The organism is Klenkia sesuvii (genome assembly GCF_037083825.1).
GTDB lineage: Bacteria > Actinomycetota > Actinomycetes > Mycobacteriales > Geodermatophilaceae > Klenkia > Klenkia sesuvii.
Genome location: NZ_JBAPLU010000029.1, coordinates 1 through 21,695, shown reverse-complemented (window position 1 = coordinate 21,695; position 21,695 = coordinate 1). Strand labels below are relative to the sequence as shown.

Sequence of the window (21,695 nt, the reverse complement as noted above, 5' to 3'; positions counted from 1 at the left end):
TCGGCGACGGTCAGATCACCGAAGGGCCATCGGTGGCGTCCCGCGCCATCTGGACGAACTGCGCCCGGTCCGGCCGCCCGGACGCCTCCTCCCGGGCGATGACCCGCGAGGAGAGCTCGTCCCCTGAGTTCTCCGGCGTGACCGGCCGCCCACCCGAGGAGTCGGAGGGCGGCGGGGTAGGGCGGGCCGTCGGGAACGCGATCGCCACGACGAGCGGCATCAGGTCCCGCTTCGTCTGCGCCCGCTGCCGGGACGCCAGCGCCGCGAACCGCGGCCACTCGCCGTCGACGAGGGCGGCGCGGATGAGCCGCAGCGTCGCCGCGCTGGCCGCCAGCAGCTCGCTGTCGGGGCCGCCGACCGAGGCGTCGGCGAACAGCAGCATCTCGAACTGGTAGTCCTCGACCGGGCGCAGGTGGAACGTCTCGCCCATGAACTGGACCGGCACGCCGGGCGGCTCCTCGACGGCATCGGTGGGGACGACCTGGTCGTCGTCCCCACCGATGACCACGAACGCCTCAGACACGCGTGGTGCCCGCGCCCCAGACCTTGAACGGCTTCGCGCCGCCGGCGGGGGTCTCCATGTTCAGGGTGAAGGGGATGACCGCCTTGGCCGGGGCCTTCTTGAACGCCGACGCGACTTCCCCGCCCTGCAGGGTCTGGCGCAGCAGCATCCGCACGGTGGCGTCGGTGGACTCCCACATCGCCATCGCGCGGACCTCCTGGCCCGGGTCCGGCGGCTCGAAGCTGGTCAGCTCCGCGCCGGCCGAGCCGGTGGCGGTCAGCGCGGCCACGCCGCCGTTCAGCGCGCGGCGCAGGTTGGACAGCGTCCAGTTGGCCAGGTTGAACGCCAGCTTCCCGGCCCGGGAGACGGTGGCGTAGACGACCGGGTCGAGGAACTCGGCGACCTCGATGGGCTGCACGTTCACCGAGTAGGAGAATGTCGACCCGTCCTCGGTCGCACCCAGCGGCAGCCAGGCGGCCGGCAGGGCGTCGGTGAACTTCCCGCCCGCCACGGTGGGGGTGGGCTCGGCGGTGCCGATCGGCGCGAGCCACAGGAACCCGGGGTCGCGGAGGATGTTGGGGACGGCGGCGGTACCCGGCATCGCGGATCAGCCCTTCGGGGTGGTGTCGGTCCCGGCCACGGCGATCGCCTGGCCGGCCTTGCTGCTGGTCTTGGCGACCTGGTCGGTGCCGACCACGCCGCGCTCGACGTGGCTGACGGGCACCGGGTCGCCGGCGTTGAACGCCCGGGTGCCGTTGATGTCGATCGGGCCGAGCGCGACGTAGGTGCCGTACTCGGCCACCTGCGCCTTACGCAGCTCGTCGACGGTGCTGGGCTCGGACAAGGGGACCTCCTGGGCATGCGTGGGGCCCCGACGCCGGGCGGCGCGGGGTGGTCGGTTCGGGGCTTGGTTCAGGGGACGGCGACGGCCGTGTACTCCAGCGCGATCAGCGCTGTCGCGGAGGCGCCACGGTCGTTGAGCAGCAGCCCCACGTCGGCGGACAGTTGCAGCCGGGAGTGCCCGAGCAGCGCCCCGCCCTGGGTGTTGTCGGCCAACAGCCAGTCCTGCCAGTCGTCGAGCAGGTCAGCGAGCCGCTGCCGAACCTCCACGACGTCGTCACCGCTGCCGCTGCACACCAGCTGGCAGGCGATCGTGCCGTCCTCGCGGGTCAGGCCGTCGACCTCACCGTCGGGGGTCTGCGTCCACGTCGCTCCGGTCTCCTCGCCGGGGACGTACCCGACGGTGACCCAGGAGGTGAGGATGTCGCCGGTGATCGCTGGGCCGTCGAACGCTCGGGCGCTGGCCGCCGTCCAGGCGGTCAGCTTCGGCAGCTCGAGGACGTGCTGGGTGACGATCCGCGGCCACGCGAGGCGGGCCATCAGGCGAAGCCCGGCATGACGTAGGGCTCCATCAGCTCTGTGGCGCGGCGCGGGATGGAGAACACCGGTGCACTGACACCGTCAGCAAGGTCGGTGCGCAGCGTGATGCGCTGGGAGTTGTAGAGGTGGCGGCCGATCTCCAGCACCGCCAGCTCCAGCTCGGCGGGCACAGCGCCGCCCACGACCTGCACCAGCCACAGGCCGGCCTCGCCGGTGGCCACTTGCACCACGCCGGCCATCGGGTTGGTCGACACCGGGAGGACGGTGGCCCCGGAGGGCGAGGTCACGGTGCCGATGGTGGCCGAGAACACCGCCGGCAGGGCCAGCGCCCGGCCGCCTTCGGACACGACGGGCAGGGTCACCGTGCCGTCGACCCGGCTGGTGCGCGCGGCCACGTGCCCCTTCGCCGAGTTCAGGAAGCGGTCGAACTCGGCCAGCTTCGCGCCTGTGGGCACGCTGCTCAGGCCGCAGTACTCGGCCAGGTCATCGTGGGTGACTGCCACGTCGTCTCCCTCCGGTGAGCTGCGCGCGTCGCCGACGACGTTGAGGCCGTCGGCGACGCGCGTCGTGCTGGGCGGTCAGCGACCGGAGGTGAGCCGGTCGACCGCGGCGTCGGCGGCCGCCACGGCGGTGTCGACGACCTCGGCGCGCAGCTCGTCGAGCTCGGTGCCCGCCGAGGTGGCGTCGGTGGTCAGCGGCACCACCCGGTCGGGCTCGCCCTCGGGGGAGCCGATGATCGTCACCTGCGGGCCAGCGGTGACCGCGGCCTGCTCGGCCAGCCGCACGTCCGCGGCGGACACGGCCTGCTGGGTGAACTGCTCCCGCGTGGCGGCCCGGGCGACCGCGACGTCGACGACGATCTCCGGGTCGTACTGGTCGGCGGTGCCGTCCGCGCGCACCGACAGCATCGCGACCCGGTCGTGGTCCCCGCCCTCCGGCAGCGGGTTCACCAGCTCCGACGTCACCGGGACGACGCCGACGTGCTCGACCCCGGCCGTGTCGACGACGGCGCCGGGCTGCTCGACCGAGCCGGACTCCGACGTGGTGCCGGTGGCCTGCGCCCGCTCCTCGTCCGGGTCGGTGGTCGCCGTCGACGCGGTGTCCGGGCCGGTGGCCGGGGTGGCCTCGGCGGTCTCGGCGCGGGTGTTGGTGGCGGTCTCGGCGCCGGCGGCGCGGGACCGGGGGGTGCTGGTGGTGCCGGTGGCCTTGGCCATGACGTGCTCCTCGTGGTGGTGCGGATGGGACGTGCGAGTGGGGCCCAGCCGCAGGACCACCACGGGGCGGCCCTGCGGCTGGTGGAGCGACCCGACCGGGCCGCCCCCTGCGCAGCCCGCCGCCAGCGCCCGGTCGGGTCGCTGGCGGCGCTACGCGGCAGAGATCAGGACGCCGCGTGCTGGTACGCGCGGATGGCGGCCGAGTTCTGCACCGTGCCGTCCGAGCGCTGGAAGGCGACGAAGCCGACCTGGAGGAAGTCGGCGTACCGCTCCTGCAGGCGCAACACCTGCAGGTCGGACACGTCGCGGATGACGTACGAGGTCGCGATGTCACCGAACACGATCGACTTCGCGCTGGCCGCCGGCGCGGGCACGTGGTTGTTGATGACCATGCCGGCGCCGAGCAGCTGGTCGGGGGTGCCCGCCTTGATCGACGGCTCCCAGATCGGCCGACCGTCGGCGTCCTTGATCTTGCGCACCACCTTGCGGGCCGACTGCGACATCATCCAGTTCTGGTTGATGGCGTAGGCGATGTCGACGCCGTCCTGCACGTCGACCAGGTCGTCGTAGGTCACCGTGGTGACCTGCCCGGTGGCGCCCTGCTTGGCCACCGGGGCGCCGGTCACCAGCCCGTCGGGCTGGCCGGAGCCGGTGCCGACGGTGAAGTGCCGGTTCTGCACCCGACCGATCCGGTTGCCGAGGGTGCGGCCCAGCCACTGCTCGAGGTTGAACGCGGAGTCGTTGAGCAGCTGGAAGGAGACGCGGACCAGCTTCGACGTGTACATGTACGCGCCGAGGTCGTTGGTCCCGAAGGTGACGTCCTGCTCGGTCACCTGGGTGTTCTCGCCCAGGATCGCGCCCTCGTTGCCCGTGTCGTCCACGGTCGGCCAGGGCAGGGTCGCGCCGGTGTCGGTGGTGATGACCTCGGCGTACTGGCGCATGGCCGCGACGTACTGCATCTGCTCGACGATGCGGTTGCGGAAGGCCGGCGGCACCGTGTATCCACCCGCCGACCCGGTCGCGACACCGGCGGCGCGCAGCTCCTCACCGGACACGAACCGCTGCTGCAGCAGCTGCCGCTGCTCGCTGGTCACGTCGGCGATGCCGCGGCGCATGAACGCCCCGAACGCCTCGGAGTACCGGCGTGCGGTCTCCTCGTCGGCGTCGGGCTCGCCAGCGTCGCCGCCGCGCGGGGGCACGACGCCGCGCCGGTCGACGGCGTCCAGCTTCGCGGCGCGCGCCTCGTGGCGCTCGCGGGTCTCAATCTTCTCGCCGAGCTCGTCGAGCTCCTTCTCGGCCGCGGCGTAGGAGGCGCGCTCCTCCCCGGACCAGTCGTCCTCGTGCTCGATGAGCTTCTTCATCGAGTCCCAGACGTTGGCCCGCTTCTCGCGCAGGTCCTGCAGCGTGGTGGTCATGCGTTCGTTCCCCTCTTCCGCGTAGCGGAGACACCCGCACGCGGACGCGGCGGGAACCCGCGCGGCCTGGTGCCGGGCGGGTAGTCGGTGTGGAGCGGTCGGCCGGCGGCCGGACCGGTCAGGCGGTGGGCAGCTCGAGGCGCCAGCGCGCGGCCTGCGCGGCGGCGCGCTCTTGCGCGGTCAGGTGCTGCTTGCGGCGGGTGAGCGGTCGGTCCTCGGTGCGCGGGTCGTACCCGCGGTGCCGCTTCACGACCTCGGCGGCCTGGTCGCGCATCGCGCCGTCGGTGCCGGCGTACGCCGGGTAGGTGACCAGCGAGACGTCGTACAGCGCCGAGGCGGTGAGCAGCGTGCGGGTCTCCTCGCCGGTGTCCTCGTCGAAGAGCCAGGAGTCCTCGGCGACGTCGAAGCTGAACGACATCTGGGTGATGTCCCCGCGCCGCACCCGCCCGGCCCACATCGCCGCGTCCGGGTCGCCGGCGTCCCACTGGGCGACGGGGACCAGACCGCGGTCGTCGACCGACAGCGTCATCGTGTTGCCGTTGCGGGCCAGCAGCTGGTTCGGGTCGTGGTTGACCAGGAACGCGACCGGGTCGTTCAGCACGTCGCGGAAGAACCCGGGGTCCACCACCTCCTTGAACCCCCACCGCTTCGACCCGATCCACGTCGGCTCGTTGAACACCGCGGCGTGCCCGGTGAACTCCAGGACGTCGGCGCCTTCCTCGGTGGCGGCGCGGACCTCGGGGGTCTGCAGGGCCACGGTGCGCAGCTCACGCATCGGCGTTGTCCTCCTCGAGCTTGTCGACGACGGCGTCGTCGGGGTTGTCGGGCTCGGCCGGGCGCTGGACGGTGACCGGCAGCAGGCCCAGGTGCTCGATCGGGTCGAGCCCGACGGCCTCGATGACCGCGGCGGGGGCGAACCCGGACCGGATCAGCGCCGACGCTGCCTCGACGCGGCCCTTGATCGCGTTGTCGCTCTCGCCGAGCACCCCGAAGTTGAGCGGCCGGTACCGGATGTCGCCGCCGTCGACGGGCGCCTGGTCCTCCAGGCGGCGGATGTCGTTGGTCGAGTAGACGCCCAGCTCCCACATCGCCTTGTAGAAAGCGGCGCGGGCCGCGGAGTCACCGCGCAGCAAGCCCTCGACGACGAAGGACAGGTACTGCGGGGAGGGAAGCAGCCGGGACAGGCGCTGCTCGAACCGGGTCAGCCACGGGCGGAGGGTGAACACGACCAGCCCGATGGTCTGCTGCTCGATGCCCGAGCCCCACGACGTGGACCGGTCGGTCTGGAACAGCATGTGCGGGGGGATCCCGTACATCCGGGCGACTTCGTCGATCTGGAAGCGCCGGGACTCGATGAACTGCACGTCGGCCGGCGGGAAGCTGACCTGCTCGAACGAGACGCCGGACCCCATGACGGCGATGTCGTGCGCGGCGTTGAGCCCGGAGTGCTTGGCCTTCCACTGCGCCTTGACCATGTCGGCCTGCGCGGGGGTCAGCTTGCTCTCGGACTTCAGGATGCCCGACATCAGGTTGCCGGAGCTGAACAGCTTCGCGCCGAACTGCTCGGCGGCCAGCGCCATCCCGATGCCCTGCTTCGCGCACTCGATCGGCGACATCCCGACGACGCCGTCGAACCCCATCCCCGGCACGTGCAGGATCTCGTAGTCGGTGAGCGCGGTCGCCTCGTCCAGCGGGAACGTCCCGCCCGGCTGGCCGCCGCCCCAGTTGCGGGTGTCCAGCGCGTAGATCTTGCGGCCGTCGTCGGTGGCCCGGCCGGCACGGACCCGGTTGGGCACCAGCGGCCACAGCTCGCGGACGATCCCAGTTCCGTCGCGCACCTTCAGGTAGAAGGTGTTGCCCCAGGCCAGCGCGTGCACGAACGACAGCTCGAGCCACTCGAACCGGGTCAGGTCCGGGTGCGGCCGGTCGATGATCCCGGGCCGGTAGCCGAGCCGCTCCCGGACGCCGTTGGCCCCGTCGCGGTAGGCGTACAGCGGCAGCGACGCCGAGGTGCCCGCCAACAGCGCCACAGCCCGGTACACGGCAGGCATGGAGAACGCGGTCTTCGGCGTCACTGCCACCCCGGCGTCGCCCTTGGGCCCGACGAACAGGTCGGCCAGCGACGCCGAGGTGAGCGGCACCTGCGGGTTCTCCACACTGGCCCGCGACTCGGCCCCGCCCAGCAACGACGACAGCCAGGTCACGACGGCAGCACCGCCGGCGCCGCACCGCGGGCGACCGCCGCCCGGTAGGCCGCCCGAGCCCGGCGCCGGCGCACCAGCGCGGCCACCTCGGGAACGACGATCAACAGCGCGCCGGCCACGGCCAGTGCCCACGCCGACCACAGCAGGGTGCCGGCCACCGCGAGCAGGGTCAGTCCCGTCGTCTGCGCGCTCACCAGAACTGCACACCCCCCTCGTCCAGGCCGGCCAACGCCAGCGACAGCGCGATCACGGGTGACACGTCGCGCTCGGTGCGCTGGTCGAGCACCCGGGTGTTCCCCAGCTGTTTCCACGCCGAGTTGCGTACCGCGGTCAGGACGGCCGGCTGGTTGCCGTGCCGCACCGTGCGGTCGGTGACCGCGTCGGCCAGCGCGTTGTCGGCTTGGGCCTGCTCGTCGCTGGACAGCTCGATCGCGTCGGGCACGACACCGCGCGCGGCCCGGGAGACGCGCACCTCGTTGCCCCACTTCGCGGTCAGCACCTTGATGCGGGCCGCCACCCAGCCGGTGCCGGGCCGGTAGTCCAGCCGGCCGTGCTCGGTGCCGTCGTCCTCGACGGTCAGCATCACGTGCCGGTCGCCGTCCTCGCGGGACCAGGCGACCCCGATTGCCGACCAGGACCGGTCCGGCGCCACCGCGACCCCGAACACCAGCGGCTCACCCACCTCGGCGCCCGGGTCGCGCAGACCGTCCCAGGCGTCGACGTCGATCGCCGACGCGCCGTCCGCGTTGGGCGGGTCCTCCCACCAGGTGAAGAACTCGCGGGCGAACTCCATCGGGGCTGCGGCCAGTTCCTGCCGCTGGTCGACCATCGCCTGGTCGGACACCCGGCCGGCCCGCAGCGCCGGGGCGCACCAGCGCCACAGGTCGCGGTCGTTCAGCGCGCAGCCCGCTGTCTCGATCTCGTGGGGGCACATGTCGCCAGTACGGCAGGGCCGGAACGGTGCGCCGTGCTCGATGTAGGCGAGCCGGGGGTCGGTTCCGCTGCGGCCGCGCTTGCGCAGCGCCCGCAGCTGACCCGACCGCAGCATGCCGCCGGAGGCGCCGTAGCGGATCTGGGCGTCGTCCATCGTGACCAGCGTCGGAACCAGGGCTCCGAGGTCCTCGGGCTGCAGGTACATCGCCTCGTCGAAGGTGATCCGCCCCGAGGTGAACCCACGGCCCGACTTCCCCGACCGGGCGTGGAACTCGATCCGGCTCTCGCCGTCGAACTCCACGAACTCCTCGCCGCGCGACCACCCGATGTCGGTGATCCGCGCGGCGTAGTCCTCGTGCGCCTGCAGCCGCTGAACCAGGTCCTCGAACGTCTTGCGGGCGGTCTTCGACTGGTGCGCCGTCCAGATGTGCACCGGGTGGCCCAGCACCAGCACGTCCATGACGGCGGCCACGATCAGCGTCACCGACTTGCCGACCACCTGGCGGCCGCCGACCACGCAGAACGCGGCGCAGATCGGCAGCTGGTTGTCGTCCTCGGCGAAGATCGCGTCCCACGACCAGCGCTGGTCTTCGTCGGCGTCGAACCCGAGGTCGGCCGCGATCCCGGCGGCGATGTCGCCGTTCGTGGCCACGGTCCAGCCGGTCGCAGCCGACCAGCCCGGCGAGGTCTTCCACAGCGGCCCGATCGAGGTGGCCGCCGGCAGGGCGAGCGCGGCGGTCATCCGGTCTGCTCAGCCCGCGCTCGCCGCCGTTCGGCGAGCTGGTCGCGGTGCTTCTGCACCGCCGAGGCCGGCGCGTCGACACCCTTGAGCGCCCGGTCCATCGCCGCGCCCAGCTTCTCGGTCGCCGTCGCCCGGGCCGACAGGGTGTCGACCTTGGAGGCGGCGATGTTGGTGGCCAGCTCGAGCGCGGCCTGGCCCTCCCAGCTGTCCAGCCGACCGACGGCCGACAGCCGCTGGCGGACCTGGGTGACCATCGGGTGCTCGGCGCCGTTGTCGGCGGCCGCGGCCGTCGGGCGCCGGGTCGAGATGTCGACTGGATTCTGCCCGGCCGGCGCCGATAGGCCGGCGCGGTGAGCGCGCGACCGGCAGGTGGGCCCGCAGAACCGCGCCCGGGCCGAGGTCGAGGTCAGCGGCTTTCCACATGACTCGCAGTGACGATCGGGCACCGTCACCCCCTGCGTTGCAACGTTGCAACGCCCAATTCAGGGAGAAAACGCAAGCGTGGCGGGTCCTGCTCCGACCAAGATCGAAGTTCTGGCCCGCCCCCCCTGAGCTGCGGGTTCAGAAGCGGAGGGGGCTCGTCGCTGTCGTCTGCGGTGCTGGGCGCGGGGTCGGTGGGCGGGTTGGCGACTGGAGTGATCGGGCGTACCGCGCGGCCTCGGTGAGGTTGCACTGTGCGTGGCCGAGGCCCAGCACGCGTCCGCTTGCCCGGTCGTGGCACAGGTGCAGCTCTCGGCCCATCGAGGCGTGGATCCAGCGGGTCGGGCGGACGCACACGCGTTCGGCGCAGCTTCCGCCGCCCTGCCTGCGGAGGGTGGCCAGGTGCTCGGCGCGTAGGCGGGCGTGGGCCGCGTCGTACTTCCCGGAGCGGGGGCGACTGCGGGAGAACGGCATCGAGGTCACCTGCCTGCGGGCATGGCTGACCGACGCACGGGCCAAGCTACACGACTCGTCACTGCTCGTCACTGGTCATCGCTACTCGTCACTGATCACGATGTCCGCCTGCCCAGCCCGCGGTCTGGCCCAGCATCCGCTCGAGGTGGGCACGCTCGGGCGACCACTCGGGTGGGGCGGCCGGGCCGTGCTGGTGGGTGCCGCGGCGTTGGGTCGGGGCGTCGTCGACCTGCTGGCCGAGCACGTCCAGTCCCTCGCCGCGCCACCAGCCGGTCGAGCAGACCCGGCAGGTGACGTGCAGCAGGCGGCCGTCGCGGAGGGAGGCGACGATGGCGGGGTCCCAGTAGGTGCTGCCGTCGTGCTCGATGCGTTCGACGGCCAGGCCGAGGCAGTCGGGGCAGGCCTGGCCGCGGATGGGGCGGGTGGTGATGGCGTCGTCGACGTTGAGGGCCAGGGCGGTTTCGACCTGGGCTACCCATGAGCGGTAGTGGTTGACCCAGGAGTCGACGACGTGTTGGGGCTGGTGGCCTTCGGCGAGGTGTTCGGCCAGCGCGCGCAGGTTGGCGCGGAGGTCGCGGGGTCGGCGGCCGAGGTGGGTGCGGGCGACGGTGTCGGCGACGGCGCGGCGGGTGCGTTCGAGCAGCTGGCCGGCGGTCTGGGGGTCGATCAGCTGGCGGCCGGTGTCGTCGGTGACGGGGCGGTGGGTGACGGCTGGCGGTGGGGGTGCGGGCAGCGCGAGGTCGAGGTAGCGGACGCCGATGCCGTGGTGGATGAGGGCGCGGGCGGTGTGCAGGTCGATCTCGTGGAGCAGGGACGCCGAGCCGATGTCGAGGGGGGCGGGGGAGCCGTTGGACTTGGCGGCGCCGCCGTCGGTGCTGGTGGTGGCGCCGACTTGTTCCTCGAGCTGGGTGAGCAGGCTGGGCAGCACGGTGCGCTCGGTCCATGCCTGCCGGTCGTCCTTGCGGTGTAGGCGGTGGGGTTGGTCGCGGGTGAGTCGGTCGACCGAGGACCACAGGGTGCCGGTGTCCACGGTGTGCCGGGCGGGGTTGGTGCGGGGGGCGGTCACGGTGGGCTTCTCCGGTCAGTAGATCGGGTCGGTGGGGCCGGGGGCGTAGGCCAGTTGGGGTTCGGGGTCCCAGGGTTCTTCGGGTTCGGTGGGGCCGGGGTCGTCGTCCACCGGGTTGTGCACCGGTGTGGACACGTGTTCGACCGGGGTGCGGGGAGGTTCGGGCGCTGGTGGCGGGCCGGTCACCGCGTCGATCAGGCGGGACGCCTCGTTGCGGGTCAGTTCGCTGCTGCTGGTCAGCTCGCGTCCGACCATCGCCGAGCACCAGGCGAGCCGGTCGGTGCGGTCGCTGGTGCCGTCCTCGGAGAGCGCGATGGCCAGGGTGGTGAGCTGCCGCTGGGTGGCCATGGGCACCGGGATGGCGGCCAGCCGGGAGGCCTTGGCGGCGGCGATGGCGTCGGCGGTGGCCTGGCGTGCTGCGGCCCGGGCCTGCTCGCTGCCGCCGTTGCCGCGGGGCGGGATGGTCTCGACGCGGCGGTAGCCGGCGGCGAGCAGCTCGGTGGCGGCGCGGGCGGCGATGGTGAGGACGTCGGGGATCTCGTGGCCGGCGGCGCGTTCCATGGTGGCGGCGAGGGCGCGGACGGCGGCGTGGTTGGTGGCGACCTGCTGCTGGGTCATCGGGCACCCGCGACGGCGTCGAGGAGGTCGAGGTCGGGCCGCCAGAGGCCAAGAGCGCCGCGGGCGGGGACCGGGGTGCGGAGAGGGACGACCTGCTCGAGCACCAGGTGGTGCACGGCGGTACGCCGTCGGCCGCTGGTCTCGGTGTAGTCGGACTCGCCCCAGGGGCGGCAGCAGCCGGCGTCGGGGTGGGAGTCGACCAGCTGGGCGACGGCGATGACGGCGCCGCGGTCGAGTAGGGCCTGCTCCCGCTCGTCGTCGGGCTCGAGGGTGTCGAGCGCCTCCCACCAGTCCCGCATGTGCACCAGGTGGGCTTGGTCGATCGGGCGACCGGACAGCCAGGCCGTCCACGCCTGCAGCACCCGTTGGTCCTCGGCGCCTCGGATGGACCACGCCTGACCGGCGTGGATGAGGAGCTGGCCGCGGTGACTGGTGCCGCGGGATCGGTTCTCGATGAGCTTCCCGCCGTGGGCGATGGCCCATGCCCAGGGCTGCTTGACGGTGATCGCTCGCGCCTGCGTGTCGTCCGCGTTACGACCCGAGAGATCCCCTCGCAGCTGGTGTCGCTTCTCCGTTAGTCCGTCCGTCCGTCCGTCCGTGCGACTCGCTCCCGCGACTCGGTTGACCGACTCGGTAGGGCGAGCGAACCGAGGGAGTCGGTCAGGGGTGTCGGTCATGCCTGCTCCCTCCAGCAACCACAGTCGGGCCCGTGGTGGCGGACGCAGTTGCCCTTCTGGCCACCGATTCGCTGGGCGGCGCGCTTCATCTCGGTGACCGTGGCGAGCTCCTGCCGGTTCGCCCAGTTGTGGATCCGCCAGCCGCCGTCGTCCTCGACGTCGAACAGGCCGACCTGGACCAGGCGGTCGGCGTCGGCGGGGCGGCCGTTGACGCGGGACAGGGACGGGCGGGTGATCTGGCCGTCGGTGCCGTGCTTGCCGGCGTAGGCGAGGGCGCAGCAGTAGACGAAGGCGGCGCGGTGGCCGTCCTTCATCTCGAGCAGGGCGAGGATCTTCGGGTGGTCCGGCAGCGACGTGTCGAAGCGGACCCAGGGCAGGCTCACGCTGCGCTCCTTCCGGTGGAGGGGACGGCGCGGGGCCGTGGTGGGGTCGTGCGGGCGCGCAGGCGCTGCACCTGCCGCTCGTCGAGCGACAGGCGGTCAGCGGTCTCGGCGGCGGAGATGCCGCGTTCGGCGAGCAGGTGGACCGCGGCGTGTGCGGTGGCGCCGCGCACGGGCGTCCAGGCGCCTTCGGCAATGCGGTCGAGCACGAGTTCGTCGACGACGTCCTGGTCGTCGTCATCGAGGTGCGGGCCGGCGGCGGGGTCGTCGATGGTGTCGTCGTCCCACGCGGCCGGCGGCGGCCAGCCCTCGTGCTCGGCGCGGCGCCGAGCACGGGTGGCGCCGCACCCGGCGTGCTGGGGCTGGTCCCACAGCTCGTCGTAGAGCGCCGCGACCGCGCGGTGGGTGGACGCCACGACGACGTCGGCCGCGATGACCCGGGAGAAGTTGCCGGGCTCCATGCCGAGCCGGCCAGCGAGCCGGGACAGCGGGTAGCCGATGGCGACGAGGGCTTGCAGCCGTCGTCGGGTGCCGGTGCCGTCGACCTTCGCGCCGCCGAGAAGCTGGTCGGGCGCCGGGATCGGGACGGCGAGCAAGGCGCGCGCGACGTCGCCCTTAATCCGCCGGGGCGGCGGCTCCTGCTTCCCGTTCTCGCGCTTCCGGCCGTAGATCAGCCGCGACACCGCAGAGCCGTGCACACCGGCCACGGCGGCGACGCGCTTCCAGCCGAGGCCGGCGGCCTGCAGCTGCTCGACGTGCACGCGAGCCGGGCCGGCGTCGACCCACGTCGTGGTGGGCCGACCGTACGCCTTCGCCCGGGCGCGAGCGCCCTCGTACGCGGAGTTGGCCGCCGAGCAAGGCAGGCAACGGCAGCGGTCGAGGGCGTAGGCCAGGCGGGTGCCATGCTCGTGCTGGACACGGGGGTGCAGGCACGGCCGCTTCTCGCGGGCGGTCACTGCGGCGCCTCGCCGCTACGGTCGTGCTCGATGGCCTTGCTCGGGTCCGCGGTGCGCCAGTCCGGCCACGAGCGGGCCTCGTTGCTGAGGCGCACGGGCGGGTGGGCGCCGCCGCGGGGTCGGATGATGCCGGCGATGCCGCCGATCAGCCCGGAGGCGATGACGTAGCCGTCGCGCTCGTCGGTGCCGGGGCCGAACAGCCGTCGGAGGGCGGTCTCGATGCCGGGTTCATCGGCGTGGTGAACGGCGACCAGCAGGTCGCGGGCGATTTGCTGGTGCTCGGAGATGGTCAGCACGGTGGGTTCTCCTGATCGGTGGCGGGCCAGCGGGCGTAGATGCGGACCCCGGTCCGGTCCGGGGTCGCGGCGTAGCGCTTCTCGGTGGAGATGGAGACGACCTGGCCGTCGTCGACGAACAGGACGCCGGTGAGGCCGTCGAGGACGGCGCGCACCAGGTGGTCGAGGTCGGGGCGCACCGCGGGCAGGGGGCGGCGGACCGTGGTGCCGCGGGGCACGTCGAAGAACAGCGACAGCTCGACCGGCGTGTGGCCGTGCGCCGGCTCGCGGCCCGCCAGGGCCTCGACGACCGCGTTGCCGACCTTGGTGCGCCAGGGCTTCAGCTCGGCGGCGTTCGAGTGGACCAGCACCCCGCGGCCGACGTGGGAGAGCCGGCCCTGCCCGACCGGGTCCCCGTCGACGCGCACCTGGAGCTCGCTCGGCGCGGTCACCACCTGGAGCCGCCCTCGTCAAGGGACAGGGCGGCACCGAAGGTGAGGACGACGCCCACGGAGGCCGCGAGGCCTGCGGTCTGGCCGAGCGGGGCCCTGGTCGGCCCGGTGGTCCAGATCGCCAGCACGGCCAGCACCAGGGCGGCTATGAGGGCCAGCACCCCGAGGACGAGGGCGAGCCACGCCGCGGCCTTCTTCACGGCTGCTCCTCGGCCAGCTCGTCGGCGGGCACCCGGCCGCGACCCTGGCAGCGCTCGCACTCATAGTCGGCGACTGGGGCGAACCGGCCCGCCGGGGTGCGACCGTGGCCACCGCACCCCGGGCACTCGACCAGCACCGGGGCGGTCACCGGCCGTGCTCCTCGACGATCCGGCGAGCGACCCGCATGACGTCGTTGTCGAGGGTGACGGTGGCCGAGCGGTACGCGTGCTCGCCGCGCACGCCGGCCACCACGGCGCGGACCACCTGCATGGCGTCGTCACGCTGGTCCTGCAGCTCCTGCACCTGCACCGACAGCGGTCGGTCGTCGGCCATCACGCACCCGCCAGCTGCGGCATCGCCGCGCGCAGGGTCTCGACGGAGGCGTACTGCAGGTGCACCGTCGACACCGGCCTGAGGTGGCCCGGGGTGGGGAACAGACAGCCGTCGCCGTCGAAGTGGCCGTCAACGAGGACCGGGTCGACCTCGACGTCGATGACCTCGAACGGCCGACCGAACGCGTCGTGGCCGAGGATGCTGCCCGGCTCGATCGCCCCGCTCAGGTCGCCGCGGTAGTGCAGCACCCGGTACGGCGCCTCCCCAGCCACGATCTCGTGGGTGGCCACCCGGGGGGCGCTCACTGCTCGCCGCCGGCGGGCTGCTCGGCGGCGGCCGGCGCGGTGGTCTCGCCGGTCGCCGGGTCGACGCCGTCGGGGACCTCGTCGATGACCTCACCGTCGATGACGTCCTGGCCGTGGTCGATGCCGGCCGGGGTGAGGTCCACGCGGATCTTCTCGTCGGCCTCGATCGCGTGCGCCAGCTCGGTCGACTTGGGCAGCAGCTTCACCAGCCGCCGGATCATCGTCTTGTGGGCCATGCCCTCGAACTGGTCCCGCCACGGGCCGACGACGACACCCTCCCGGGTCTTTGCCATCGCGTACTGGTCGCGGTAGGCCTCCATCGCGGTGTGCGACATGGGCTCCGTGAGGGCGTAGCCGCCGCCCTTCATCCTGGCGATCGCGTAGTACAGCCGGGGCTCGCCGCGGTCGCCGTCCAGAGCCGGGTTGTGGGTGAAGGTGTCGCCCTCCAGCCCGTAGCCGAGCGCGAACTCGTCGTTCGTGTAGACGGTGCGCGCGGCGATCGAGATGACCCGGTCGGAGCGGTGCACGAGCTCGACGAGGCCCTGGTAGCCGATGACCAGCTGCGCCTTGAACGCCCCCTTCCGGCCGTTGCCGTTGTCGTGGCGGGAGTCCCAGAACGGCAGCAGCCAGCCGTGCCCGAGCACCCCGGGCCGCAGGCCGAGCTGGGCCATGGTCATGGCGCCGCCGAGCACGGTGGCCGGCACGCACTCGCGCAGCTTCGGGTTCTGGCTGATCGCGGTGATGACGTCGCGGACCAGCTGTGCGGCCTCCTGGCCCTTCGGCATGGCCATCTGGAACTGCTGCTCCATCTGCCGCACCTGGTCGACCAGGCCGGGCGGGGCCTTGCGCTCGGCGACGTCGGTGCCGGGCTGCTGCTGGCCGGCGCGGGCGGCCACGCGGCCGCGGAGGTTTTCGCCCATCAGGGGGTCTCCTTCTTCGGGTTGGCGACGCGCAGCACGCGGGCGCGGCAGGCGGCGTAGATCTCGGGGTGGTCGGCCTTGAGCCGGTCGATGTCGAGGCGCTCGACCTCGACGGGGCCGGTCAGTTCGGCCGCCAGGTCGGGCCAGCTCGCGGCCAGCGCGGCGGGGGAGAAGGCCCCGTTGCGCCGCCAGGTGACCAGCGGCTTGGCCTTCTTGTCGTCGGGGTCGGGGCCCTCGACCCAGCCCTCGGTGTTCTCACCGAGGAGCGCGCGGATCTCGTTGTCGAGCTCGGCCAGCCGCCGCTCGACCCCGGCCACCACGGTCTTGGCGTCGCGGCGCTGGGCGACGAGATCGGCGAGCCGCTCGCCGACGACGACGTCGGTTTGCTCGACCGCCCGCCACCGGGCCGCCAGCGCGTCGGTAGTGGCCGCGGTCCAGTCGATGGGCGGCTCGACGCCGGCCTGCACCAGCTCCCAGAACCTGGCCTCGACGGCGCCCAGGTCGGCGATCAGCGCGTCGTCGCGGACGACGGTGCGCTCCAGCCACGTCCGGCCGTCCTGCAGGCCGACGACGTGCGCGTGGGAGCGGCCGGTGACGGCGAGCTGGTGCTGGACCTGCACCTCGGCGTGGTCGGGGGTCTGCCCGTCCTCCCACTCCTCGGCGACGCGCCAGGACAGGGTCTTGGCCTCGACGATGCCGCCGCACGCGGCGAGCCGGTCGACGCTGGCCAGCTGCCACGGTCGGGCGAGGGACTGCATGAGCCCGGCCCGGCGGATCGGGATGCCCGTGGTGGCCGACCAGTGGTCGACGACGATGGGTTCGAGGAGCCGGCCGAGCTCCATGGCGTCGTTGTCGGGCTGCTCGGGGAGCAGGCCGCGCTTCTCGCACCACAGCTCGTAGGGCGAGGACCAGCGGTTGACCCCGACGACGGTGGAGGCGTCCGACGAGCCGAGGCCGGTGCGCCGGTGCTGCAGCCACAGCTCCCGCGGGGCGTCGGCCCGGAGCAGCAGCGCGGCGTCCGGGGACCGCCAGGGTCCGTCGACTGCCTCGCCGGGGCAGCCGGTCAGCACGGCGGTCATGCCGGCACCCCGACCGGGCGGCCCTCGATCGCGGTGACCCGCTGGGCTCGCACGCGGACGAGCCCGAGGGTGCCGTCGACGAACTCGATGAACCGCCAGGACCCGGCGACCAGCGTCACGGCGTTCGTGATCTGGTCGGCCAGCGCGGTGGCCTCGTCGGCGGTGAGGCGCGGCGACGTGTAGCAGAGGCCGCCGCCGACCCGGACCCGCACGACGTGCCCCGGGGCGGCCGCGGCCGCCGGGGTGGCCGTCACTGTGCACCGCCCCGGGCGCGCAGGTGCCGGCCGAGCAGCATGGCGGCGGGGACCGCGGCGGCGAAGTACGCCGCGGCGGCCACCAGCACCCACAGGACCGTGCTCACCGGAACGACCGACCCTGCGCGTGCGCCTTCCGGGCCCGGCGCCACATCGCCGGCGAGCCCTCACCGCCGACCCGGATGCCCATCACGACGTAGCCCTCGCGGGCGACGTGCTTGCCCGTCAGCTCCCCGGCCACGGTGCGCTCGATGCGATCGCGCAGCAGGGCACGCTTGACCTTGGTCACGGCAGGTCCCGGGCGGGGCGCGGGGTACCGAGCAGCACCCGGAGGTCGAGGTCGCCCTCGAGCTGGTCGATCAGCCCGTCGACGGCCTCGCGGAGCACGACGTCGGGCCGCTGCAACCGGTACCCGAGCTGCACCCGGCCGTCGCCGAGCCGCCACCGCAGGGACGCGACCAGCCGGACCGGCTCGGTGCCCTCGAACGGCGCCAGCGCGAGGGTGAAGGTCTGCGGGATCTCCAGGTCGCCGGCGGCCTTGCCCTCGATGCGCTCCTCGTACCGAAGCTGCACCTGCCCGTCGGAGAGCCGGGCCCCGGACTTCCAGTCGACGTTGCGGGAGCCGTGCAGGGTCTGCGCGATCTCCAGCAGGTCGGCCGCGGCCGGGTCGACGACGTTGTGCAGCCCGGCCTCGATGTGCTCGGCGAACTGCAGCTGGTCCAGCAGCTTTCCGTCGAGGCTCAGCCAGTGCTTCCAGTCGCGGGTCTGCTGCAGGGTGCAGACGGCGCGGTGGTCGCCCCACCCGGGCCGTCCGGGTTCGTCGCCATCCGGGTCGAGTGGGCCGTGGTCGTCGAGCACCGCCTCGAACAGGCCAGCGTCCGGCCGCACCCAGACCTCGGTGCCCGGTCCCTGGTGCTTCTCGACGTAGGCGATCAGCGACGGCACGGTGAGCAGCTCGACCTTGCCGGTCTTGTAGCGGGGCCGGGCCGCGTAGTCGTCGGGGTCGAGGAGCGTCTCGACGACGCCCTGCTGGCGCAGGGTGCGCACCAAGCTTCGGCCGTCGGCCAGCTCGATGGTCTCGACGTCGTGCTCGGCCGCGCCCAGACGCCCGGCCAGCTCGGCCGCGACGGCGCTGTCGGTCTTGGTGTCCTCGTACGGGTTCATCGGGCCCTCCGGGCGGACTCCGCCGCCGTGGTGGTGTCGGACTCGCTGGGCAGCCCGGCCAGCGGGAGAGACGGCTGCTGGGGGTTGGAGCGCGAGAGGTTGCCCTCGTCGGTGACGAAGAAGGTGGAGGCCCGGGCAGTGCGCGGGACCTTCACGGCGACGGACGCGAGGACGGTGACCATGTCCTCGCCCTTGGCCGGCTCGACCTTCAGCGTCAGCTGCAGCGTCCCGGCCTTGCGGACCTGCATCACCGCGTCCACGAGCTCCTGCAGCTTCTCGCTCATCTCGGTGTGCACGCGGCCCTTGTCGAGGTCGCGCACGGTGTCGGCGAACGGCCGGGTCTGCCGGTCCTCCGCCGCGGGGGTGTCGCTCATGGGGTGCCTTCCTGGGTGTGGTGGTGCGCGGGGTGGAGCGGGTCAGTGGGGGATGGGCTGCCAGCCGCCGTAGGTGAGGTGCTGGCCGCGGGTGGCGAGCACGGCGCTGACGACGACGACCAGGCCGACGACGAAGAGGGCGCGGTCGAAGCGGCCGGCCTGGAGGTCGGCGGCGAACGGCGAGCGGGCGATGCGGCGCAGGCGGGTGGTCACAGCGGGGCCGACGCGGTCAGGACGCTCCGGGGGATCCGGACGGTCGCGGTGTCGTCGCCGGCGAAGCTGGTGCAGGCGGCGCACACGCCGTCGGGGCCGTAGGTGTGGCCGGCCAGACGGCACACGATCGGCAGCCGACGGGAGGCCACCGCGCGGTGCCGGCCGACCTGGGCCGCGATGGAGCGCACCTGCGTGGCGTGGTCGATGACGCCGGGGTGCTGGATCTCGTACCGGCGGGTCATCGGGCCGACCCGCACGCCGGCGTCGCCGACGAGGCGGTGGCTGGTGGGGCGGTTCGGGCTGTCGTCCGGCGTGGTCTGGTCGGTACGCTGGCTGGTGATCACTGAGGCTCCTGGTCCTGGTGGTCGCGGCCTCACCCCCCGGCATGGGGGTGGGGCCTTCGTCTTGCTGGGGGGCGTGCCCCCGGTGCCGCCGACGGGGGACGGCGGCACCGGGGCGATGGGCCCGCGGACGGCGTCGCTTCCCCCGACGACCGGCCGCGGGGGTCTTAGGCCGAGCTGGCCAACCAGGGAGCGGCGCCCTCGTAGGGGCCCGCCTCGGCCCGCAGGCCGTCGACGTAGGCGACGAGGTCCTCGTGGGCGACGACGCGACGGCCGCCGAGCACGATCGACGGGATCGTGTTGCTGGTGATGAGGCCGTAGAACTTGGTGCGGCCCATCGAGAGCTGCGCGGCGGCTTCGTTCACCGTGTAGAGCAGGCGCCGCTTCTTGGCGTTGCTGTTCGTCGGAGTTGACCGAAGTTGACCGGGCACGACCGGAACCGTACGACCAGGGACGGTCAACTGCAACCCTCTCGGGTGATCGGCGTGTCTTGTGCTGACCGCAGTTGACCGATACTGTCCGGAGCTGTGCAGACCTGTTCGGAACTGACCGCGCCGTGGCAGACTCGTGAGGTGCCGCCTGATGTCGACCCCTACCGCCGCACCCTGCTGGGCCGATGGATCCGCGAGCGCCGCGTCGCCATGGGCCTCGGCGTCGAAGACGCCGCCCGCGCCGCGCACGTCGCGAAGAACACCTGGCGCTCAGCCGAGCTCGGCCAGCCCGTCCGCGACGGCAACCTCGGACGCATCGAAGCGGCCCTGCACTGGCGCCCAGGCACCGTGCTCGGCGCCCTCGAAGGGCAGATCGACGAGCCCCCGACCGCCGTTCCGCCCGCGGACGATGCGGTTCCTGTCGGTACCGGGGTGGATCCTCTCGACCTGTCCGACCTCACGCCGGAGGACCAGGCCTACATCCGCGGCCTGGCGGAGAGGTTGCGGCAACAGCGAGGGGAGTGATCGGTGCGCACGGGGGCGTACGACCCATGGCAGGACGCTGAGAGCCGAGCAGACCTCGACGTCGTCATCGACCCTGACCTGCCCGCCCGCCGCGGCGACGCCTGGTGGGTCCCGATGCTGCGCGCGATCGCGATCCGAGCGGACCTGCACCCGACCCACGAACGGTGCGTGCTCGCCCACGAGCTCGTGCACGTCGACGACGACGACCGGCAGCTCGCCGGCCGCGGCCCGGACGGCACCCGCCTCGGCCGCCGTCAGGAGCAGCGCGCCGACCGCACCGCCGCCCGACGGCTCATCCGCATCCGCGACCTGGTCGCCGCCGTCACCACCCACCCGACCGACCCGGCCGCGGTGGCGCACGAGCTCGACGTCACCCAGCACATGCTGCGCGTCCGGCTCGAGCACCTGCAGCGCGCAGAGAGCGCACTGCTCGCCGCGGCCATCCTGGAGGCCGACGCCGCGGCCTGACCCGAGGAGGGGCCATGGCGCGACGCGGAACCGGTGAGGGGTCGATCTACCCAGCGACCCGCGATGCCCGCGGGCGGCCGACCAGCTGGCGGGCCGCCGTCGTCGTCGGCTGGGTGGACGGCAAGCCGCAGCGGAAGTACCTGCGGGGCGCCACCCGGGGCGAGGTCGCCACGAAGCTGGCCGCGGCCACGCAAGCTCGGGACGACGGCGTGCTCCGGCCCGGCTCGACCCCGACGGTCGCCGAGTGGCTGCACCACTGGCTCGACGTCGTCGCCGCCGACCGGTTGCGAGAGTCCACCCGAGCCGGGTACGAGGGCCACCTCCGGCGGTACCTGGTGCCGCTGCTGGGCCGGCACCGGCTCGACAAGCTCCGGCCCGAGCACATCGACCGCGCCTGGGCCGAGCTGGCCGGGCGCGGCCTCGCGCCGGCGACCGTCCGGCAGTCCCACCGCATCCTGTCCCGCGCGCTGACGATCGCCGTCCGCCGAGGGCACCTCGCCCGCAACCCGTGCCAGCTCATCGACGGGCCGGCGGTGAGCCGGGCGGAGGTGCCGGCCCTGACCCCGGCCCAGGCGCGGTCGCTGGTGACCGCGGCCGCCGAGGACCGGCTGGCGTCCCGGTGGACGGTCGCCGTCGCGCTGGGGCTCCGCCAGGGCGAGGCGCTCGGCCTGGCGTGGGACGAGGTCGACCTCGACGCGGGCACGATCCGGGTGCGCAGGGCCATCCAGCGGCAGCAGGTCCGGCACGGCTGCGGACGAGCCGGTCAGGGGTGGGCGTGCGGGAAGCGCCGGGGCGCCGACTGCCCCCAGCGGCACGGCGGCGGCCTGGTCGTCGTCGAGCCGAAGTCGGCCCGGTCGCACCGCACGGTGGCGATGCCGGTCGAGCTGGTCGCCCAGCTGCGCGCCCGGCGCACCGCGCAGCTGCAGGAGCGGCTGGTCGCCGGCTCCCGCTGGCGCGGCGGCGAGCTGGGCGACCTCGTGTGGACTCAGCCCGACGGCGCTCCGATCGACCACCGCGCGGACTGGCAGGCGTGGCGAGACCTCTGCGACCGCGCCGGGGTACCGCGGCTGCGGGTGCACGACGCCCGGCACACCGCCGCGACGCTGATGCTGGTGCAGGGCATCCCGGCTCGGGTGGTCATGGGCGTGCTCGGCCACTCCACCATCCAGCTGACGCTTGACACCTACTCGCACGTCGTGCCAGAGCTGGCTGAGCAGGCCGCCGCGGCGATGAGCACGGCGCTGTGGGGGCCGTCGTGAGGCGCGGTGCTGCCACCGGTGCTGCCACCCCCGGCCCGGGCGATGGGGCCTGGGCCGGGGACGCGCTGGTCAGCGTGGTGCGCCCGGCAGGAATCGAACCTGCGACCAAGGGATTAGAAG

Annotated in this window: 35 protein-coding genes and 1 pseudogene; 3 read left to right on the top strand and 33 right to left on the bottom strand. The window is 73.5% G+C overall.

The genetic code is table 11. The features are described 5' to 3' along the window. Positions 1 to 10: 10 nt before the first annotated feature. The 33 genes and pseudogenes from TEK04_RS19570 to TEK04_RS19415 form a co-directional block, all read right to left on the bottom strand. Positions 11 to 523, bottom strand: a complete 513-nt coding sequence (locus TEK04_RS19570; RefSeq protein WP_336406042.1) for a hypothetical protein — start codon at positions 521 to 523, stop codon at positions 11 to 13. Continuing rightward, a complete protein-coding gene (locus TEK04_RS19565) occupies positions 516 to 1,103 on the bottom strand; it encodes a hypothetical protein (RefSeq protein WP_336406041.1) in 588 nt (195 codons plus the stop codon). Before TEK04_RS19565 ends, TEK04_RS19570 begins: the two co-directional genes overlap by 8 nt. 6 nt (positions 1,104 to 1,109) lie before the next feature. Continuing rightward, positions 1,110 to 1,346, bottom strand: coding sequence for a hypothetical protein (locus TEK04_RS19560; RefSeq protein WP_336406040.1), 237 nt, complete (start codon positions 1,344 to 1,346; stop codon positions 1,110 to 1,112). Between the two features lie 68 nt (positions 1,347 to 1,414). Then, positions 1,415 to 1,882 (bottom strand): hypothetical protein, encoded by a 468-nt coding sequence (locus tag TEK04_RS19555; RefSeq protein ID WP_336406039.1) that lies wholly within the window; start codon positions 1,880 to 1,882, stop codon positions 1,415 to 1,417. After that, on the bottom strand, positions 1,882 to 2,385 hold the full coding sequence (locus TEK04_RS19550; RefSeq protein ID WP_336406038.1) for a hypothetical protein: 504 nt from the start codon (positions 2,383 to 2,385) through the stop codon (positions 1,882 to 1,884). Before TEK04_RS19550 ends, TEK04_RS19555 begins: the two co-directional genes overlap by 1 nt. A 75-nt stretch (positions 2,386 to 2,460) precedes the next feature. Continuing rightward, complete coding sequence (locus TEK04_RS19545; RefSeq protein ID WP_336406037.1) at positions 2,461 to 3,096, bottom strand: hypothetical protein; 636 nt, start codon at positions 3,094 to 3,096, stop codon at positions 2,461 to 2,463. Between the two features lie 164 nt (positions 3,097 to 3,260). Further along, positions 3,261 to 4,511 (bottom strand): phage major capsid protein, encoded by a 1,251-nt coding sequence (locus TEK04_RS19540; protein ID WP_336406036.1) that lies wholly within the window; start codon positions 4,509 to 4,511, stop codon positions 3,261 to 3,263. 118 nt (positions 4,512 to 4,629) lie between these two features. Then, positions 4,630 to 5,286: an HK97 family phage prohead protease gene (locus TEK04_RS19535; protein ID WP_336406035.1), complete on the bottom strand. Its 657-nt coding sequence runs from the start codon at positions 5,284 to 5,286 to the stop codon at positions 4,630 to 4,632. Further along, positions 5,279 to 6,715: a phage portal protein gene (locus tag TEK04_RS19530; RefSeq protein WP_336406034.1), complete on the bottom strand. Its 1,437-nt coding sequence runs from the start codon at positions 6,713 to 6,715 to the stop codon at positions 5,279 to 5,281. Before TEK04_RS19530 ends, TEK04_RS19535 begins: the two co-directional genes overlap by 8 nt. Next, positions 6,712 to 6,909: a hypothetical protein gene (locus tag TEK04_RS19525; RefSeq protein ID WP_336406033.1), complete on the bottom strand. Its 198-nt coding sequence runs from the start codon at positions 6,907 to 6,909 to the stop codon at positions 6,712 to 6,714. Before TEK04_RS19525 ends, TEK04_RS19530 begins: the two co-directional genes overlap by 4 nt. Next, positions 6,906 to 8,390: a hypothetical protein gene (locus TEK04_RS19520; RefSeq protein ID WP_336406032.1), complete on the bottom strand. Its 1,485-nt coding sequence runs from the start codon at positions 8,388 to 8,390 to the stop codon at positions 6,906 to 6,908. The genes TEK04_RS19525 and TEK04_RS19520 overlap by 4 nt, the downstream gene beginning before the upstream one ends. Further along, on the bottom strand, positions 8,387 to 8,644 hold the full coding sequence (locus TEK04_RS19515) for a hypothetical protein (RefSeq protein WP_336406031.1): 258 nt from the start codon (positions 8,642 to 8,644) through the stop codon (positions 8,387 to 8,389). Before TEK04_RS19515 ends, TEK04_RS19520 begins: the two co-directional genes overlap by 4 nt. Before the next feature lie 728 nt (positions 8,645 to 9,372). Next, positions 9,373 to 10,350 carry a DUF7341 domain-containing protein gene (locus TEK04_RS19510; protein WP_336406030.1) on the bottom strand — a complete coding sequence of 326 codons (978 nt, stop codon included), beginning with the start codon at positions 10,348 to 10,350 and terminating at the stop codon, positions 9,373 to 9,375. Positions 10,351 to 10,365: 15 nt separating this feature from the next. Beyond that, positions 10,366 to 10,968 carry a hypothetical protein gene (locus TEK04_RS19505; RefSeq protein WP_336406029.1) on the bottom strand — a complete coding sequence of 201 codons (603 nt, stop codon included), beginning with the start codon at positions 10,966 to 10,968 and terminating at the stop codon, positions 10,366 to 10,368. After that, complete coding sequence (locus TEK04_RS19500) at positions 10,965 to 11,330, bottom strand: hypothetical protein (protein WP_336406028.1); 366 nt, start codon at positions 11,328 to 11,330, stop codon at positions 10,965 to 10,967. The genes TEK04_RS19505 and TEK04_RS19500 overlap by 4 nt, the downstream gene beginning before the upstream one ends. 45 nt (positions 11,331 to 11,375) lie before the next feature. Then, positions 11,376 to 11,645, bottom strand: a pseudogene (locus TEK04_RS21420) (hypothetical protein); the annotation flags it as partial. After that, a complete protein-coding gene (locus tag TEK04_RS19495; RefSeq protein WP_336406027.1) occupies positions 11,642 to 12,028 on the bottom strand; it encodes a hypothetical protein in 387 nt (128 codons plus the stop codon). The gene TEK04_RS19495 and the pseudogene TEK04_RS21420, both read right to left, overlap by 4 nt. Further along, on the bottom strand, positions 12,025 to 12,981 hold the full coding sequence (locus TEK04_RS19490) for a hypothetical protein (RefSeq protein ID WP_336406026.1): 957 nt from the start codon (positions 12,979 to 12,981) through the stop codon (positions 12,025 to 12,027). Before TEK04_RS19490 ends, TEK04_RS19495 begins: the two co-directional genes overlap by 4 nt. Further along, positions 12,978 to 13,277, bottom strand: a complete 300-nt coding sequence (locus TEK04_RS19485; protein ID WP_336406025.1) for a hypothetical protein — start codon at positions 13,275 to 13,277, stop codon at positions 12,978 to 12,980. Before TEK04_RS19485 ends, TEK04_RS19490 begins: the two co-directional genes overlap by 4 nt. Beyond that, positions 13,271 to 13,708 carry a RusA family crossover junction endodeoxyribonuclease gene (locus TEK04_RS19480; protein WP_336406024.1) on the bottom strand — a complete coding sequence of 146 codons (438 nt, stop codon included), beginning with the start codon at positions 13,706 to 13,708 and terminating at the stop codon, positions 13,271 to 13,273. Before TEK04_RS19480 ends, TEK04_RS19485 begins: the two co-directional genes overlap by 7 nt. Continuing rightward, positions 13,705 to 13,908, bottom strand: coding sequence for a hypothetical protein (locus TEK04_RS19475; RefSeq protein WP_336406023.1), 204 nt, complete (start codon positions 13,906 to 13,908; stop codon positions 13,705 to 13,707). Before TEK04_RS19475 ends, TEK04_RS19480 begins: the two co-directional genes overlap by 4 nt. Beyond that, the gene (locus TEK04_RS19470) at positions 13,905 to 14,057 is read right to left on the bottom strand and encodes a hypothetical protein (protein WP_336406022.1); all 153 of its coding nucleotides are present in this window, start codon (positions 14,055 to 14,057) and stop codon (positions 13,905 to 13,907) included. Before TEK04_RS19470 ends, TEK04_RS19475 begins: the two co-directional genes overlap by 4 nt. Then, positions 14,054 to 14,242, bottom strand: a complete 189-nt coding sequence (locus tag TEK04_RS19465; RefSeq protein WP_336406021.1) for a hypothetical protein — start codon at positions 14,240 to 14,242, stop codon at positions 14,054 to 14,056. Before TEK04_RS19465 ends, TEK04_RS19470 begins: the two co-directional genes overlap by 4 nt. Continuing rightward, positions 14,242 to 14,547 carry a hypothetical protein gene (locus TEK04_RS19460; RefSeq protein WP_336406020.1) on the bottom strand — a complete coding sequence of 102 codons (306 nt, stop codon included), beginning with the start codon at positions 14,545 to 14,547 and terminating at the stop codon, positions 14,242 to 14,244. The genes TEK04_RS19465 and TEK04_RS19460 overlap by 1 nt, the downstream gene beginning before the upstream one ends. Continuing rightward, entirely contained in the window at positions 14,544 to 15,467 is a 924-nt protein-coding gene (gene recT, locus TEK04_RS19455) for a recombination protein RecT (RefSeq protein WP_336406019.1), read from the bottom strand. The genes TEK04_RS19460 and recT overlap by 4 nt, the downstream gene beginning before the upstream one ends. Next, positions 15,467 to 16,546: a YqaJ viral recombinase family nuclease gene (locus TEK04_RS19450; RefSeq protein ID WP_336406018.1), complete on the bottom strand. Its 1,080-nt coding sequence runs from the start codon at positions 16,544 to 16,546 to the stop codon at positions 15,467 to 15,469. Before TEK04_RS19450 ends, recT begins: the two co-directional genes overlap by 1 nt. Beyond that, a complete protein-coding gene (locus TEK04_RS19445) occupies positions 16,543 to 16,800 on the bottom strand; it encodes a hypothetical protein (protein ID WP_336406017.1) in 258 nt (85 codons plus the stop codon). Before TEK04_RS19445 ends, TEK04_RS19450 begins: the two co-directional genes overlap by 4 nt. A gap of 103 nt (positions 16,801 to 16,903) precedes the next feature. After that, entirely contained in the window at positions 16,904 to 17,089 is a 186-nt protein-coding gene (locus tag TEK04_RS19440) for a hypothetical protein (protein ID WP_336406016.1), read from the bottom strand. After that, a complete protein-coding gene (locus TEK04_RS19435; protein WP_336406015.1) occupies positions 17,086 to 17,964 on the bottom strand; it encodes a DUF2303 family protein in 879 nt (292 codons plus the stop codon). The genes TEK04_RS19440 and TEK04_RS19435 overlap by 4 nt, the downstream gene beginning before the upstream one ends. Next, on the bottom strand, positions 17,961 to 18,338 hold the full coding sequence (locus tag TEK04_RS19430; protein ID WP_336406014.1) for a YfdP family phage-associated protein: 378 nt from the start codon (positions 18,336 to 18,338) through the stop codon (positions 17,961 to 17,963). Before TEK04_RS19430 ends, TEK04_RS19435 begins: the two co-directional genes overlap by 4 nt. 42 nt (positions 18,339 to 18,380) lie before the next feature. Next, entirely contained in the window at positions 18,381 to 18,551 is a 171-nt protein-coding gene (locus TEK04_RS19425) for a hypothetical protein (RefSeq protein WP_336406013.1), read from the bottom strand. Further along, positions 18,548 to 18,895 carry a hypothetical protein gene (locus TEK04_RS19420; protein ID WP_336406012.1) on the bottom strand — a complete coding sequence of 116 codons (348 nt, stop codon included), beginning with the start codon at positions 18,893 to 18,895 and terminating at the stop codon, positions 18,548 to 18,550. Before TEK04_RS19420 ends, TEK04_RS19425 begins: the two co-directional genes overlap by 4 nt. 164 nt (positions 18,896 to 19,059) lie before the next feature. Further along, positions 19,060 to 19,323: a helix-turn-helix domain-containing protein gene (locus tag TEK04_RS19415; RefSeq protein ID WP_336406011.1), complete on the bottom strand. Its 264-nt coding sequence runs from the start codon at positions 19,321 to 19,323 to the stop codon at positions 19,060 to 19,062. Between the two features lie 96 nt (positions 19,324 to 19,419). Here TEK04_RS19415 and TEK04_RS19410 point away from each other — a divergent pair, with 96 nt between their 5' ends. From TEK04_RS19410 to TEK04_RS19400, 3 genes are read left to right on the top strand one after another with little or no spacing between them, the layout of a single operon-like run. Further along, entirely contained in the window at positions 19,420 to 19,848 is a 429-nt protein-coding gene (locus TEK04_RS19410) for a hypothetical protein (RefSeq protein WP_336406010.1), read from the top strand. Positions 19,849 to 19,851: 3 nt separating this feature from the next. Then, positions 19,852 to 20,316 (top strand): ImmA/IrrE family metallo-endopeptidase, encoded by a 465-nt coding sequence (locus TEK04_RS19405; protein WP_336406009.1) that lies wholly within the window; start codon positions 19,852 to 19,854, stop codon positions 20,314 to 20,316. A gap of 14 nt (positions 20,317 to 20,330) precedes the next feature. Then, positions 20,331 to 21,575, top strand: coding sequence for a tyrosine-type recombinase/integrase (locus TEK04_RS19400; RefSeq protein WP_336406008.1), 1,245 nt, complete (start codon positions 20,331 to 20,333; stop codon positions 21,573 to 21,575). Positions 21,576 to 21,695: the final 120 nt, after the last annotated feature.